At 50.3% G+C, this 15085-nt stretch carries 11 protein-coding genes; 4 read left to right on the top strand and 7 right to left on the bottom strand.

Annotation, left to right across the window (positions count from 1 at the left end; genetic code table 11):
- Nucleotides 1-3: 3 nt before the first annotated feature.
- The 4 genes from nagA (at nt 4) to asnB (ending at nt 6162) form a co-directional block, all read left to right on the top strand.
- Nucleotides 4-1140 carry an N-acetylglucosamine-6-phosphate deacetylase gene (nagA, locus tag EHW58_RS03330; RefSeq protein WP_077666121.1) on the top strand — a complete coding sequence of 379 codons (1137 nt, stop codon included), beginning with the start codon at nt 4-6 and terminating at the stop codon, nt 1138-1140.
- A 7-nt stretch (nt 1141-1147) separates the two neighbouring features.
- Nucleotides 1148-2362 carry an ROK family protein gene (locus tag EHW58_RS03325; RefSeq protein WP_046073573.1) on the top strand — a complete coding sequence of 405 codons (1215 nt, stop codon included), beginning with the start codon at nt 1148-1150 and terminating at the stop codon, nt 2360-2362.
- A gap of 283 nt (nt 2363-2645) precedes the next feature.
- Nucleotides 2646-4226, top strand: coding sequence for a cation:proton antiporter family protein (locus tag EHW58_RS03320; protein ID WP_077666120.1), 1581 nt, complete (start codon nt 2646-2648; stop codon nt 4224-4226).
- Between the two features lie 268 nt (nt 4227-4494).
- Nucleotides 4495-6162 (top strand): asparagine synthase B, encoded by a 1668-nt coding sequence (asnB, locus tag EHW58_RS03315; protein WP_046073575.1) that lies wholly within the window; start codon nt 4495-4497, stop codon nt 6160-6162.
- A gap of 74 nt (nt 6163-6236) precedes the next feature.
- Here asnB and EHW58_RS03310 read toward each other — a convergent pair whose 3' ends face one another.
- The 7 genes from EHW58_RS03310 to dnaX all read right to left on the bottom strand — a co-directional run bounded on the left by EHW58_RS03310 (nt 6237) and on the right by dnaX (nt 15059).
- Entirely contained in the window at nt 6237-7538 is a 1302-nt protein-coding gene (locus EHW58_RS03310) for an inosine/guanosine kinase (protein ID WP_046073576.1), read from the bottom strand.
- An 89-nt stretch (nt 7539-7627) separates the two neighbouring features.
- Complete coding sequence (hemH, locus tag EHW58_RS03305) at nt 7628-8602, bottom strand: ferrochelatase (RefSeq protein ID WP_152794770.1); 975 nt, start codon at nt 8600-8602, stop codon at nt 7628-7630.
- A gap of 205 nt (nt 8603-8807) precedes the next feature.
- Complete coding sequence (adk, locus tag EHW58_RS03300) at nt 8808-9452, bottom strand: adenylate kinase (protein WP_046073578.1); 645 nt, start codon at nt 9450-9452, stop codon at nt 8808-8810.
- A gap of 157 nt (nt 9453-9609) precedes the next feature.
- Nucleotides 9610-11505 (bottom strand): molecular chaperone HtpG, encoded by a 1896-nt coding sequence (gene htpG, locus EHW58_RS03295; protein ID WP_046073579.1) that lies wholly within the window; start codon nt 11503-11505, stop codon nt 9610-9612.
- A 323-nt stretch (nt 11506-11828) separates the two neighbouring features.
- Nucleotides 11829-12437 (bottom strand): recombination mediator RecR, encoded by a 609-nt coding sequence (recR, locus tag EHW58_RS03290; protein WP_046073580.1) that lies wholly within the window; start codon nt 12435-12437, stop codon nt 11829-11831.
- Between the two features lie 3 nt (nt 12438-12440).
- Nucleotides 12441-12770, bottom strand: coding sequence for a YbaB/EbfC family nucleoid-associated protein (locus EHW58_RS03285; protein ID WP_046073581.1), 330 nt, complete (start codon nt 12768-12770; stop codon nt 12441-12443).
- Between the two features lie 24 nt (nt 12771-12794).
- On the bottom strand, nt 12795-15059 hold the full coding sequence (gene dnaX / locus EHW58_RS03280) for a DNA polymerase III subunit gamma/tau (protein ID WP_152794768.1): 2265 nt from the start codon (nt 15057-15059) through the stop codon (nt 12795-12797).
- Nucleotides 15060-15085: the final 26 nt, after the last annotated feature.

The following is a 15085-nucleotide window of genomic DNA, read 5'->3' as shown; positions in this document are numbered from 1 at the left end:
AGCATGTATGCGTTAACCCACTGCCGGATTTTTACTGGCCATGAGGTGTTGGATGATCATGCCATCGTGATTAAAGAAGGCCTGATTGACGCCGTCTGTCGACAAGACGCCCTGCCCAATGATATTGCCACGCGCGCGCTCGACGGTGCATTAGTCAGCCCAGGCTTCATTGACCTTCAGCTTAATGGCTGTGGCGGCGTGATGTTTAATGATGCCATTACCCCTGACACCATCGCGACCATGCATCAGGCTAACCTTAAATCAGGTTGCACCAACTTTCTCCCCACCCTGATCACTAGCTCTGATACCGATATGCAAGCCGCCATCAACGCCATGCGTGCTTACCAAAAACAGCAGCCCCATCAGGCGCTGGGGTTACACCTTGAAGGCCCTTATTTGAATATCGAAAAAAAGGGGATACACAGCGCTGACTATATTCGCCCAAGCAACGATGAGATGATCAACTACTTATGCGAAAATGCGGATGTGATTGCCAAAGTCACCCTCGCGCCTGAACTGGCGCCCGCGTCGCATATTCAAGCCCTGAAGCAAGCTGGTATCGTGGTCTCTGCTGGCCATACCAATGCCACTTACGCACAAGCTAAGCAAGGCTTTACCCACGGCATTTCCTTTGCCACGCACCTGTTTAACGCAATGACCTCTATTTCAGGCCGTGAGCCAGGTGTCGTCGGTGCCATCTACGATACACCTGATGTCTACACTGGTGTAATTGCTGACGGCTTTCACGTCTCGTACCCTAATATTCGTCTCGCACATAAAGTAAAAGGTGAGAAATTAGTGTTGGTTACGGATGCGGTTGCACCAGCAGGAGCCGACATGGATCACTTTATTTTTGTAGGTAAGAAAGTATATTACCGTGACGGTAAGTGTGTTGATGAAAATGGCACGCTTGGCGGCTCGGCACTGACGATGGATCAGGCGATTTATAACAGTGTTGAGCATGTAGGGATCGCCTTGGATGAAGCTTTGCGGATGGCTACGCTCTATCCCGCTCGCGCAATCGGTATCGAACAACACTATGGCAGCATTCGTCCGGGGAAAATTGCGAATCTTGCCATTTTCGACCGTGCAATCAACGTTCAAGCGACGATCGTAAACGGACAATATCTACAAAGCTAGGACACCTATGACTGGCGGAAAAATCGGGAATGTCGATCTTGTAAAGCAACTTAACGGAGCTGCCGTTTATCGATTAATTGATCAACAAGGGCCTATTTCACGCATACAAATTGCCGATGTAAGCCGATTGGCGCCGGCAAGTGTGACCAAAATTACCCGCCAACTGCTAGAAAGAGGCCTCATTAAAGAGGTGGCACAACAAGCATCGACAGGTGGACGTCGTGCCATTTCTCTCACCACCGAGTGTGCGCCCTTTCATACCCTTGCGGTACGATTGGGTCGTCATTTTATTGAGTTGTCTTTGTATGACTTGAGCGGTGCCTCTTTGGCCGAACACGGCGAAACTTTCCATTACCATGACCAGGACGAGCTTGTTCAAGGCTTGATTCATATCGTTAGCCAATTTTTGGAAACGCACCAACACGCACTCCGAGAACTGATTGCGATATCCGTGGTCATGCCTGGCTTGGTTGACCCTGATTCAGGGGTGGTCGAATACATGCCCAACATCAATATCAAACAACTTGCACTTGCTGATACCTTGCGCGAAGAGTTTGGTGTGCAGGCTTTCGTTGGCAACGATATTCGCGGTCAAGCGCTGGCGGAGCACTACTTTGGGGCGAGCCAAGACTACTATGACTCTATGCTGGTCAGTGTGCATCATGGTACTGGCGCGGGGATCATCGTCAATGGGCAAATTTTTCTTGGCCATAACCGCAATGTCGGTGAGCTCGGCCATGTGCAGATCGATCCACTGGGTAAAAAATGTCAGTGTGGCAACTTTGGCTGCTTAGAAACCGTGGCCTCAAACGAAGCCATCATTGAGCATGCCCAACAACTGCTTGCGCAAGGGCATCCCAGTAGCCTCAGTTATGATCAAAGCCTAACCATCGAAGCCATTTGCCAAGCCGCAGAGCAAGGTGATGAGTTAGCACGCCAAGTGTTGGTTAAAGTTGGCAATCACCTGGGTAAAGCGATCGCGATGACCGTAAACCTGTTTAATCCACAACTGGTGGTGATTGCTGGCAAAATTACCGCGGCAAAAAGTGTGGTGTTTCCTGCCATTGAGCGCTGTGTAGAGAATCAATCACTGCCAAGTTTCCACGAGAAGCTGGCGATTGTTAGCGCAAATCTGGAGGCTCAGCCTACAATGGCTGCGTTTTCCTTAGTCAAGCGGGCGATGCTTAATGGTGAGCTCCTACAAGAGCTGTTGGAGGAGTAGTTTTTCACTACTTGGATTGACATGTTGAGTGATTAAAACATGTCAGTTAAACCTAGCCGAGACGTTAATCCCTAACCGTTGGTCAGCCAGCGGTTAGGAGAGCGGGCATCTTCTCTCGCAACGTCAGTCTTCTCTGCAAATGTCGCCTTGCCTCATCTTATCTTCACCGGCCTTTTCTCACGCTTCCTTATTTTACATTCACATACTGACCACAAAACGTGTACATTATAGCCACGTTACCGACAATGCCTTGTCTCACTCAACTTTAGAATAAGTACAAGATATGGAACTGGTTTTTATTTCCGCTGCATTTATCAGTGGCTATGCATTAATGCGCTGCCACCTCCCGCCACTGGTTGGCTTTCTTATCGCTGGCTTTGTTCTCCATGCCATGGGCTACCAGTCGACACCGGTGATCACGCAGCTGGCCGATCTGGGTGTCACATTGCTGCTGTTTACTATCGGCTTAAAGCTTGATGTCAAAACCTTGCTTGCGAAAGAAATCTGGTTTGGGGCTACTGCCCATAATGTCCTGACAACCGCGTTTTTTACTCTCGCGCTAATGGGCCTTAAAGCACTGAGCATTCCTATGCTGTCAGGCATGAGTATGTCTGAAATGCTGCTGCTTGGCTTCGCGCTTTCGTTTTCTAGCACCGTCTTTGCCATCAAAGCGCTGCAAGAAAAAGGTGAGCTTAATGCCACCTATGGCACCTTGGCCATCGGCATGCTGATCATGCAAGATATCTTTGCCGTGATTTTCCTCACCGCCACATCGGGAAAAACCCCCGAACTCACCGCCCTCCTCCTCTTTGGTTTACCTCTGCTAAAACCTCTATTGGGTAAGCTTTTGGACAAGGCAGGTCACGGTGAAATGTTGGTTCTTTATGCCGTGTTCCTCGCTCTAGTGGCTGGCGCTGGATTGTTTGAGGCGGTGGGGATTAAACCTGATTTAGGCGCACTTATTCTCGGTATGCTGCTTGCCAGTCACCCACGTGCATCCGAAATGGCCAAGTCACTGTTTAATATGAAAGAGCTTTTTCTAGTTTGCTTTTTCCTCAACATTGGCTTGTCCGAACAGCCTACCTGGCAAAGCTTTAGTTTTGCCCTGATCTTGATGTTATTACTGCCCATCAAGGGCGTACTCTACTATTGGATCGTTAATGGATTCCGTTACCGCGTCCGTACTGCCTTATTTACCACGCTCACCTTATTCAACTTCAGTGAGTTTGGACTCATTGTGGGTGGCTTGGCGTATAAAACAGGACTGATGCCCGGCCCGATCTTGGTCTCCATCGCCATCGCGGTATCACTCAGTTTTGCCTTTTCCGCCCCGCTCAATACCTTTAGTAATCAGCTGTATGGTTGGGCATCACGCTGGCTACCTGAGCGTGCACCCGACAAACTTCACCCCAGCGATCAACAAATCAATCTCGGTGATGCCAGTATTTTAGTATTGGGGATGGGACGTATTGGCTCAGGCGCCTACGACGAACTCGCCACCACACACCACCAACCCATTGTGGGAATTGACACACGAGAAGACTCTGTCACTCGTCATCAGCAAGAAGGAAGACGTGTTATTTTAGGCGACGCGACTGATCCCGACTTTTGGTCACGAGCCGTGTCTGATGGCAATATCTCGCTCATTTTACTGGCCATGCCTCACAGCCACGCCAATACGTTGGCACTCGAGCAAATTCGACAAACACAATTCAGTGGTAAAGTCGCTGCCATCGCCAAATATCAAGATGAGCTCGACCAACTCAAAGCACTTGGCGTGGATGAAGCCTTTAATATCTATCAAGAGGCAGGTAGTGGCTTTGCGCGTCACGTAAGAGACCGCTTCTCACATCCGGATACCTAACCACTCTGCCACCCTCCTCACGCACAAGTGATGCTTCACTTGTGCGTTTTTGTATAAAAACTGCGCCATTTTTGAATTAAATTCATTTTTTATGGTTTTTATTAAATAATATTTACCACAAAGTCAGTTTGGATAACGAATTTGTTTTATCTACTTGTGTCTTTCTCTGCCACAGGGCAGAGTGTGATTAACAGGTCGCCACCAGTGGTCCTATATCGCAGACATGCCACGGCGAAAACACCGTATAACACAAACAGAGAGGAAGATTATGTGTTCAATTTTTGGAGCGCTTGACATTAAAACCGACTCGCAACAATTGCGGGAAATCGCGTTAAAAATGTCGAAGACCATGCGTCACCGAGGTCCGGACTGGTCAGGGATTTATTCGTCTGAAAAAGCCATTCTCGTTCATGAGCGCCTTGCGATTGTCGATCTTAACAGTGGGGCACAGCCACTTTATAACCAAAACCAAACCCAAGCCCTCGCAGTCAACGGTGAGATCTACAATCACAAAGAGCTCCGCGCTGAATTCGCCGCCGATTATCCGTTCCAAACAGAGTCAGACTGCGAAATCATTCTCGCCCTATATCAAGAGAAAGGGCCAGAACTGCTCGATTATCTCAACGGTATCTTTGCCTTTATTTTGTATGATGAGGAGCAGGATGCGTATTTAATTGGTCGCGATCATATCGGCATTATCCCGCTTTATCATGGGCACGATGAACATGGCAACTACTACGTTGCTTCGGAAATGAAAGCACTGACGCCTATTTGTAAAACCATCAGTGAGTTCCCCCCGGGTCACTTTTTATGGAGTAAACAAGGTGAGCCTGTTCGTTATTACAAACGCGCATGGATGGAATATGACGGGGTAAAAGACAGCACCACGGATAAAGCAGCACTCAAAGAAGCCCTAGAGAAAGCGGTTCACCGTCAACTTATGACCGATGTACCTTATGGCGTTCTGCTATCTGGTGGGTTGGATTCATCGGTGATTTCCGCAGTGACCAAGCAATATGCCGCCAACCGTATCGAGGATGACGATCAAAGCCAAGCTTGGTGGCCACGTTTGCACTCGTTTGCTATCGGCCTGGAAGGCGCGCCGGATTTGAAAGCCGCCAAAGAAGTCGCCGACCACCTTGGCACCGTACACCACGAATTTACCTACAGTATTCAAGAAGGCTTGGATGCCATCCGCGACGTGGTGTATCACATCGAGACCTATGATGTGACCACTATCCGAGCATCAACCCCCATGTATTTGATGTCACGTAAAATCCGTGCAATGGGAATTAAAATGGTGCTATCGGGAGAAGGCGCCGATGAGGTATTTGGCGGCTACTTATATTTCCACAAAGCGCCCAACGCTCAAGAATTCCACGAGGAAACCGTTCGCAAGCTGCTCGCACTCAACATGTTTGATTGTGCTCGTGCGAACAAATCAATGGCCGCTTGGGGCGTTGAAGCGCGTGTCCCCTTCTTGGATAAAGAATTTTTGGAAGTGGCGATGCAAATCAAACCGGATGATAAAATGTGCGGTGAGGGTAAAATGGAAAAGCACATCATTCGTGAATGCTTCGGGGATCTGTTGCCAGAATCGGTGGCATGGCGTCAAAAAGAGCAGTTTAGCGATGGCGTCGGTTACGGATGGATTGACACCTTGAAAGCCATTGCCGATGAAAAAGTCAGCGATCAACAGTTGGCAACGGCAGCCTTCCGTTTCCCATACAACACGCCGACGACTAAAGAAGCGTATATGTATCGTGAGATTTTCGCCGAACTCTTCCCTCTGGAAGATGCCGCGAAGTGTGTTCCTGGCGGCCCATCGATCGCCTGCTCAAGTGCCAAAGCGATTGAATGGGATGAATCGTTCAAAAACCAAGCCGACCCATCAGGTCGTGCGGTCCGCAACGTACACGAAAAAGCGTATCAATAAGCCCACGCCTCACGACCAATAATAAAAAACCGCCAACATCAATTGGCGGTTTTTTATCTTTTATGGCAATGAGATTAACGTTCCCAGTAAGCCTCTTCCAAGCTATCTTCGCGCTCCGGCAAGCCACGTGACAAACGCGGAGAATGCTGTGCCAGCACTTCATAGCTAACACGGTTGGCGTATTTGCACACCTGAGAAAACGATGAGTAAGTCAAAAATGGGTACTGATGTTTGCTCGAATTAGGCACGTTATCACGGTGGTAACGATTCGCTGACATATCGTGCAGCAACGCAGACAGTGCACCGTCTCCCGCGCCATTAGTGTTTTTGATCCGTTCCGGCCCACCCATGTATGGGGCAATGTGCGAATAAATTTTGATTGGATTTTCGCAATCGGCTTTGATCATTGGACGGCTGAACTCATACATATTGAATTCGGGAATGGCGCCGGGTAATAAAGGCAGTGAGGTTTCGCGTTTAGCTTTATCTTCACTATAACCCGCCATGTAGAGGCCAATCGGACCGGCGGTGCAAAGCACCATATCTACCCATTGTAAGGCGGCGTCGGCCGCGAGCAGCGGGTCACTTTCACCCGTGAGCGCTTCACCCTCATCTTCGTTCATCGCCACCACACTGACGTGCTCAGCCAGAAAATCACGCCACCATTGTGGATTTTGTTCAATCACATACTTGGTGCCCAACGTCATCACCACAGGCACGTTATGCTTTTTGGCATACTCGATGGCACGCATGGTCGCATCCGGCATCGGATCACCGTCCTTGCAACGTACCAGATAGGCTGTCAGGACTAAGGCAGACGCATGCTCAAAGATATGTTCCGGAATCGACTCAGGACGCAGCTGATTCATTAAGCCTTCGTTGATGGCAAAAGTACGCTCACCACAATCGCCAATCAGCGCGTAACAACGGCCAATCGGGCCTTCGACAGGTTGCAGATAATTGAGGTCCATGCGGCTGGACGTGTTGCATAGATAGCGATAAGAGTAGCTCCCAATGCGAATATCCTGACTCATCACGCCAAGCAGAATCGATTGGTCGTCCGCTAAAGCGGAGTAGTTGTGCAAGGTATTGCCAATGGTGCCGCCGGCAAATTCATGCGTCACCAAATTGTTGTCTTTGAGCTCTTGATACAAGGCTTCAGCGCGCTCATCGTCAATCACTAACGAGTGGCCTTTGCTCAAACCATAGCGCTCCAGGAAGTCATCACTCACTTTTGCTTCTATGTCCACCAAGGTTTGGTCTATGCCAATCACATGAGGGCGTTTAAAGCCACGCTCACTGGCAGGGTTAAGCAAAGGATCCCGGGCGTGAACCGGAAAGTAGTGTTTAGACTTACGTTGTCCTGGAAATTTCATGGTTCGTGTAACTAGCTAATGGAAGGGAGGCGCGAATTCTACCACAGAATTTGCGCCTGCATAGCGTTGGAGAAACGAATTTTATCCGTCTACCACCCTTGGGTATGCTCTGCCACCAGCGTCGCCATTAACTCAATATGCGCCTCGTCATCATTCAAGCATGGGATAAAACGAAAGGCTTCGCCACCTGCTTCCAAAAAGATATCCCGACACTCGCCAGCAATTTCTTCCAAGGTTTCCAAACAGTCAGAAGAAAAGGCTGGGGTCATGATATCGAGGGTTTTAACCCCTTTTGCGGGTAGCGCTTCCAAGGTTTTATCGGTGTAAGGCTTAAGCCACTCTTCACGTCCGAAACGCGATTGGTAGCTCATCATGATCGCTTGGTCGGGGAGCCCAAGTTCCGCCTGCAGCAATGCCGTGGTTTGTTCGCAATGTTGCGGGTACGGGTCGCCGTTATCCGCGAAACGTTGCGGGATCCCATGGTATGAACACAGTAAGAGATCGCCCTTGCCGTGTTTATCCCAGTGGCGCCTGACGGAGTCTGCCAATGCGGATTGGTACGACGGATGATCGTGATAGTGGTGCACAAAGCGAAGCTCAGGAAGCAAGGGGCGTCCTTTAAGGGATTTGGCAACTTTATCAAATACCGCGGCCGTGGTGGTCGCAGAGTATTGCGGATACAAAGGCAAAACCATGACCTTTTCGCAACCTTGTTGCTGCAGTTGCTCAATACCATCCGTCATCGAAGGTGAGCCATAGGTCATTCCTAAAGCGACAGGTAACCCCGTCTTGGTGGCTAAGGCATCACGCTGGCGCGTGGCATACACCATCAAAGGTGAGCCCTCATCCATCCAAACACTTTGATAGAGCTTCGCCACCTTGGGAGAGCGTACAGGCAGAATCACACCATGCAGCAGTGGGCACCACAACCAACGCGTTAAATCAACCACCCGATGATCATGCAGAAATTCAGATAAAAAACGCTTTACTGAAGAAGAGGTGGGCGCATCCGGGGTTCCCAGGTTGACCAAGAGTACGCCAACTCGATTATGCTTTTCGGTCATGTTTGTTGTCCTTGGCTTATTCGCGAGCCGATTATTTTTGTTGTACCTTTCCAATTTAACGTTGTCTGATTAAATGGCTTGGAGAATGACGCGTAGCTTGCCATAAAAAAACCGGAGCGACTAATCGTCAGCTCCGGTTTCTGGCATCAGTCATACCGATGAGAACAGGTGTCAGCGCCTGAGCACTAACCCTTTAAACAAAAAATTAGCCGAGAACCTTTTGGATCTCTGCGCTGACTTGCTCAACCCCTTGTGTGCCATCGAAGGTCACAAACTGGGTGTTGCCAGCATCGGCTTCTTTTTTGTAGTAAGCAATCAGTGGTGCAGTTTGATTATGATAAACATTCAAACGCGCGCGCACCGTCTCTTCTTTATCATCATCACGTACCACTAGCGCTTCGCCAGTCACGTCGTCTTTTCCTTCCACTTTCGGTGGGTTGTAAACAACGTGATAAGTACGGCCTGAAGCAAGGTGAGCACGGCGACCACTCATACGCTCAACAATTACGTCATCCGGAACGTCGAATTCGAGTACGTAATCGATCGCGACACCGATCTCTTTCAGTCCATCAGCTTGAGGAATGGTACGTGGGAACCCATCTAGCAAGAAGCCGTTGGCACAATCATCTTGCGAGATACGCTCTTTAACCAAGCCAAGAATGATGTCATCAGACACCAATTCGCCAGCATCAATAACCGCTTTGGCTTGTTTGCCAAGCTCAGTGCCCGCTTTAATCGCGGCGCGCAGCATGTCACCCGTAGAAATCTGCGGAATCCCGTATTTTTCCATGATGAACTGCGCTTGCGTCCCTTTACCCGCGCCCGGTGCACCCAACAGAATGATGCGCATAGTGATCCCCTTTATGATTATTTAGGTTTCGTTAAACTGCGTCTATATTCGCAAAGACACGAAACATACACGCTTAACTAAACGCTATCAAGCCCGGCAATCCGGCCGGGCTTGTTCGATAGTCATTCAGTATGTGGTCTCGACAATCGCCTGTCGATTATACCTTAGTCAGAAGCTGGTTGACCGAGGCCAAGAAGTCTGACGGATCGTCCATACTGCCTTTCTCTGCCAGCATCGCTTGACCCAGCAGCATTTCTACCCAAGTACCGAATTTCTGCTCATCGCTTTCATCTGCCATGCGCTTAACTAGAGCGTGCTCTGGGTTCAGTTCAAAGATGTACTTCACATCCGGCGCTTGCTGGCCAGCGGCTTCTAAAAGCTTCGCCATTTGCGTGCCCATTTCAAACTGATCGGTCACCACCACCGCCGGTGTGCCAGAAAGTTTAAAGGTGGTACGTACATCTTTAACACGATCACCCAAGTGCGATTTTACTCGCTCAATCACAGACTCAAACGCTTTTTCGGTTTCTTCACGCTCTGCTTTTGCTTCTTCATCATCGAATTGGCTCAGATCGAGATCTGCCTTGGTGATTGCCTGGAACGACTTACCATCAAACTCGGTCAGGTAGCTCATCAACCACTCATCGATGCGGTCATACATCAAGATAACTTCGATGCCTTTGGCTTTAAACTGCTCCAAGTGCGGGCTGTGTTTCGCTGCATTGTAGCTATCCGCGGTGATGTAGTAGATTTTGTCTTGCTCTTCTTTCATGCGCGACACGTAGTCGGCCAAGGAGACGGTTTGCTCAGCGCTGTCTTCATGCGTTGAGGCAAAGCGCAGCAAGCCAGCAATTTTTTCTTTGTTGCTGAAATCTTCCGCCGGCCCTTCTTTCATTACCAGGCCAAATTCACGCCAAAATGTCTGATATTTTTCAGCATCGTTTTTAGCCAGTTTTTCTAGCATCGACAACACACGCTTGGTACACGCACCGCGCAGTGACTGGGTGATCTTGTTGTCTTGCAGGATCTCACGCGAGACGTTAAGCGGCAGATCGTTAGAGTCAATCAAACCCCGGACAAAACGCAAGTAGCTTGGCATGAACTGTGACGCATCATCCATGATAAAGACGCGTTGTACATAGAGTTTCAGTCCATGTTTGTGCTCGCGGTTGTATAGATCCCAAGGGGCTTTTGACGGGATATACAGCAAGCTGGTGTAGTCGTTTTTACCCTCTACACGGTTGTGGCTCCACGTCAGCGGTTCGGCAAAGTCGTGAGACACATGCTTATAGAACTCTTTGTATTCGTCTGCCGAGATATCTGACTTAGCACGGGTCCAAAGCGCTTGCGCTTTGTTAACTTGCTCCCACTTGCCTTCGCCCGTCTCGTTACCTTCCTCGTCTTTCTCTTGCGTCCACATTTCTACCGGAATACCGATGTGGTCGGAATATTTACCGATCACCTCACGTAGGCGCCAATCATTGAGGAATTCTTTCTCGTCGTCTTTAAGGTGCAGCGTAATCTCAGTGCCACGGTCAGCTTTGCTGATAGGCTCTAGGGTATACTCACCTTCTCCGGTTGATTCCCACTGCACTGCCTCGTCGGCCGCAAGACCCGCCGCTCGAGTGCTTACGGTTACCTTGTCAGCCACAATAAAGGCAGAGTAAAAGCCGACCCCGAATTGGCCAATGAGGTTCGAGTCTTTGCTTTGATCTTCGTTAAGCTGTTTAAGAAACTCTTCTGTGCCTGATTTTGCAATGGTGCCGAGGTTAGCGATGACATCGTCACGGCTCATACCAATACCATTGTCTGAGACAGTTAACGTACCGGCTTCGCTATCAAAAGACAGACGGACACGCAGGTCACCGTCATTTTCGTAAAGCTCAGGCGCTGACAATGCTTTAAAGCGCAACTTATCGGCGGCATCCGACGCGTTTGACACTAACTCTCGCAGGAAAATCTCTTTGTTTGAGTAGAGAGAGTGGATCATCAACTGCAGCAATTTGGAGGTATCAGAACCAAACTGATGTTTTTCTGGGGTTTTCACGCTCATGTCAATCTACCTAACACTATGAGGATTAATGGCGACGCGGACAATCTGCCCGCGCCACTATGAATTCGTTGTTTCCGTCTCCTTGGATATAGGGATCCGGTACCACGCTTTCAAGGCCTAAGTGGTCAAATATAAGCCAGTTAGTAGTAAGTCGATAGACAATAAAAAAGAAAAGCCTAACCAAAGGCTAGGCTTTACACGTCAGTCGTGTGATTGACATCGCTGCTTTGACAGTGGGTGTTGCCACATTGTTTTGCCGCCCCTCGAGGTGGAAGACAATGTCACCAACGGTAGGTGCGGTCTCTAGGACACGTCAGGCGCTTCTAGCGATATTTCAACTGTTGGCGACCGATAATTGAGTGAGATAGCGTGGTACCGTCCACCAGCTCTAGCTCGCCTCCCATGGGGACGCCATGTGCAATACGGCTCGCACCCACTTGGTGCTCTTGGCATAGCTCAGCGATGTATTGCGCCGTCGCCTCGCCTTCCACTGTCGGGTTGGTCGCCAAGATAAGCTCTTGGATCGGTTCGTGTTGCAGACGCTTTTCCAACACATCAAGGCCAATGTCTGCCGGACCAATGCCATCAAGGGGTGACAGGTGTCCCATCAAAACAAAATACCGCCCTGAGTACTGACCCGTGGCTTCCACGGCTGCAATATCTGCCGGGCTTTCAACCACACAAATCAACCCTGTTTCTTGGCGTTTCGGGTTATCGCAAATCGCGCACACGTCTTGCTCGGTAAAGGTTCGACATTGGCTGCAGTGGCCAATGTCAGTCATTGCCGTACTCAGTGCTTGCGCGAGGGCCAGCCCGCCTTGGCGGTTTCGTTGCAATAAGTGGTAGGCCATCCGCTGCGCTGATTTGGGGCCAACGCCTGGTAAACAACGCAGCGAGTCCATCAGTTGTTCAAGTAACTGGCTGGTGCGCATAGATTAAAATGGCATTTTCATGCCTGGTGGTAACTGCATACCACCTGTCACTTCCGCCATTTTCTCTTTTTGTTGCTCCTCGACACGACGGGCAGCATCGTTGAATGCAGCCGCAATCAAGTCTTCCAGCATGTCTTTATCATCTTCCATCAAGCTATCGTCGATGTCGACACGACGGATGCTGTGGCTACCTGTCATGGTGACTTTCACCATGCCTGCGCCCGCTTCGCCTGTCACTTCCATGCTGGCAATTTCTTCTTGTACTTTTTGCATGCGCTCTTGCATTTGCTGCGCCTGCTTCATCATGTTACCCATGCCGCCTTTACCAAACATAATTCTCTCTCTTGGTTAGGTGTCTTAAATTGGTCGAATGCTATCTTCTTCTAACTCCGCCGCAAAGCGTTGAAGAATAAAAGTCACATTCGGATCATTATGCAGGCTGTGTGTCGCCTGCGCTAATTTTTGTTGATAGAGCTGCTCGCGCCGCTCTAAAGGTGTGATTCCCGCTTCCCCGAGCTGTACCTCCAAGGTTATGGGGGCGCCCAGCGCCGTCGTCAAGGCCTGAGTCAATTGCTGCTGCGCTTTTTCGGTATTAAGGTGCGATTGATCCGGGCGCAATGTGAGCTGTACGCGCTCGCCTTGCTGGGACATCGCCGCATTCAGTGCCATTTGTTTAACTAGGCGCTCTACCTCTAAACTGTCTGCCAAGGCACACCAAGGATCTTGTGCGTTGGTTTCCTGTACCAGTTTGTCGCGCATGGCGGGCGTTTTTTCATGTTCTAACGCCTGTTTTAACGACTTAGGTGTCAGTGAAGGCACCGTCTCGGGCTCCGGTGACACAGGTTGCGTAGAGCGCCACTGGTAAGGCTCTGACGACCCGTTAGTAGGTTCAGTCACGGGTGACAACAACACACTCGGTGTCTTTTTTTCAGGCGTGGACACAGGCGATGCTCCCTCTGCCGCCGTCGCGACGCGATCGAGCACAGATAACGCATCAGTCTTGGCCGGTGTCCGCCCCGCCTTTTTTACCCCACTCCCCGATTGTTCAGATTGACGTTTCATACGACTACGCAACTGATTACGAGCCTGAATAAGACTAGAGGCAGGCGAAGAGGCAGACGGCTGATTCGCAAGTGATGACCCGGCATCTGGCGCCGAGTCATCGACTGCTGGTTGGCTCAGCTCGGAAACACTCGCTTCATGTGCCCCTCTGCCGGATGCACCTGCGCTAGGCACCTCCGCGCTAGTCTTTGCCGTCGCCTGCTGAGGAGTTGGCGCGCGTGTGTCATTGATATTTTGGGGACTTTCCGGCGTGTCTCGGTCATTGCTCTCCGGGGTATCGCCCATGGGCCGGTTCTGTTGTACTTCGTGCCCCTGGCTTGGTGACGACTGGTTTGGCGACGCCGCACTGGCCGATGAGACCTGCGCTTTCAACGCGTTCAGTGCTTGCGAGGGATCTTTTTTTACCGGCTGTTGTGGTGAAGATGCGGGATCGTGTGCCGGCACCGATATGGTAGCCGGTTCATACGGTACCGTTTTCACCGGCTGAAACGCCAACATACGCAGCAAGACCATTTCTAGACCGGCCCGCCCATCAGGGGCATAAGGCAGGTCTTGCCGTCCTTGCAGTGCCATTTGGTAACACAGCTGCACATCTTGTGGCGCAAGCCGCGAGGCCAAGGCGTGAATCCGTGCTTGCTCCCCGCTGTCATCATCATGGGTCTGAGGCAGTGCTTGGGCAAGCGCCACATGGTGAAGCTGGCTGGCTAACTCTTTGAGTAAACCATCCCACTCCACCCCGACGTGCGCAATCTGCGCCAGCATGTTCATCAATTCAACCGCATCATGATTCGCCAAGGCTTCAAGGAGCAAGAGTGCGTTATCGGTACTCAAGGTCCCCAGCATGTCAGCGACAGCTTGGGTGCTGATGTGGCCATTTCCGAGCGCGATGGCCTGGTCGGTTAAGCTCAAGGCATCACGCATACTGCCTTCCGCAGCCCGTGACAATAGCATTAAGGCACGTGACTCTGCCTCGACACCTTCTTGACCAAGGATATGCTCTAGCTGCGTCTGAATCTGGCTCGCATCAAAGTGTTTTAGGTGAAATTGCAAACAACGCGATAAAATGGTGACCGGCAGCTTTTGTGGATCCGTGGTCGCCAATAAAAACTTTACGTACTCAGGCGGCTCTTCCAGCGTTTTTAGCAGCGCATTGAAGCTGTGCCGTGACAGCATATGGACTTCATCAATGAGGTACACTTTGAAGCGGCCACGTGCGGGTTTGTATTGGACGTTATCGAGCAGCTCTCGCGTGTCTTCCACCTTGGTCCGGGACGCAGCGTCAATCTCCAGCAAATCAACGTAACGTCCCTCGTCAATTTCAAGGCAGGTTGCGCACTGACCACATGGCGAAGAAGACACCCCTTGTTCGCAATTGAGCCCTTTGGCAAAAATGCGCGCAATGGTGGTTTTGCCCACACCACGAGTACCACTGAACAAGTATGCGTGGTGCAAGCGGTCATGATCCAATGCATTGGCTAAGGCCGTCAGCACATGACTTTGACCGGCAACAGACTCAAAATTATGGGGTCGCCACTTGCGAGCGAGGACTTGGTAACTCATGTCAATCCGCTTCCTGTATGCTTATT

It is taken from the genome of Salinivibrio sp. VYel1 (assembly GCF_009377945.1).
Lineage (GTDB): Bacteria > Pseudomonadota > Gammaproteobacteria > Enterobacterales > Vibrionaceae > Salinivibrio > Salinivibrio siamensis.
This window is presented reverse-complemented; position numbering and strand designations above follow the sequence as displayed.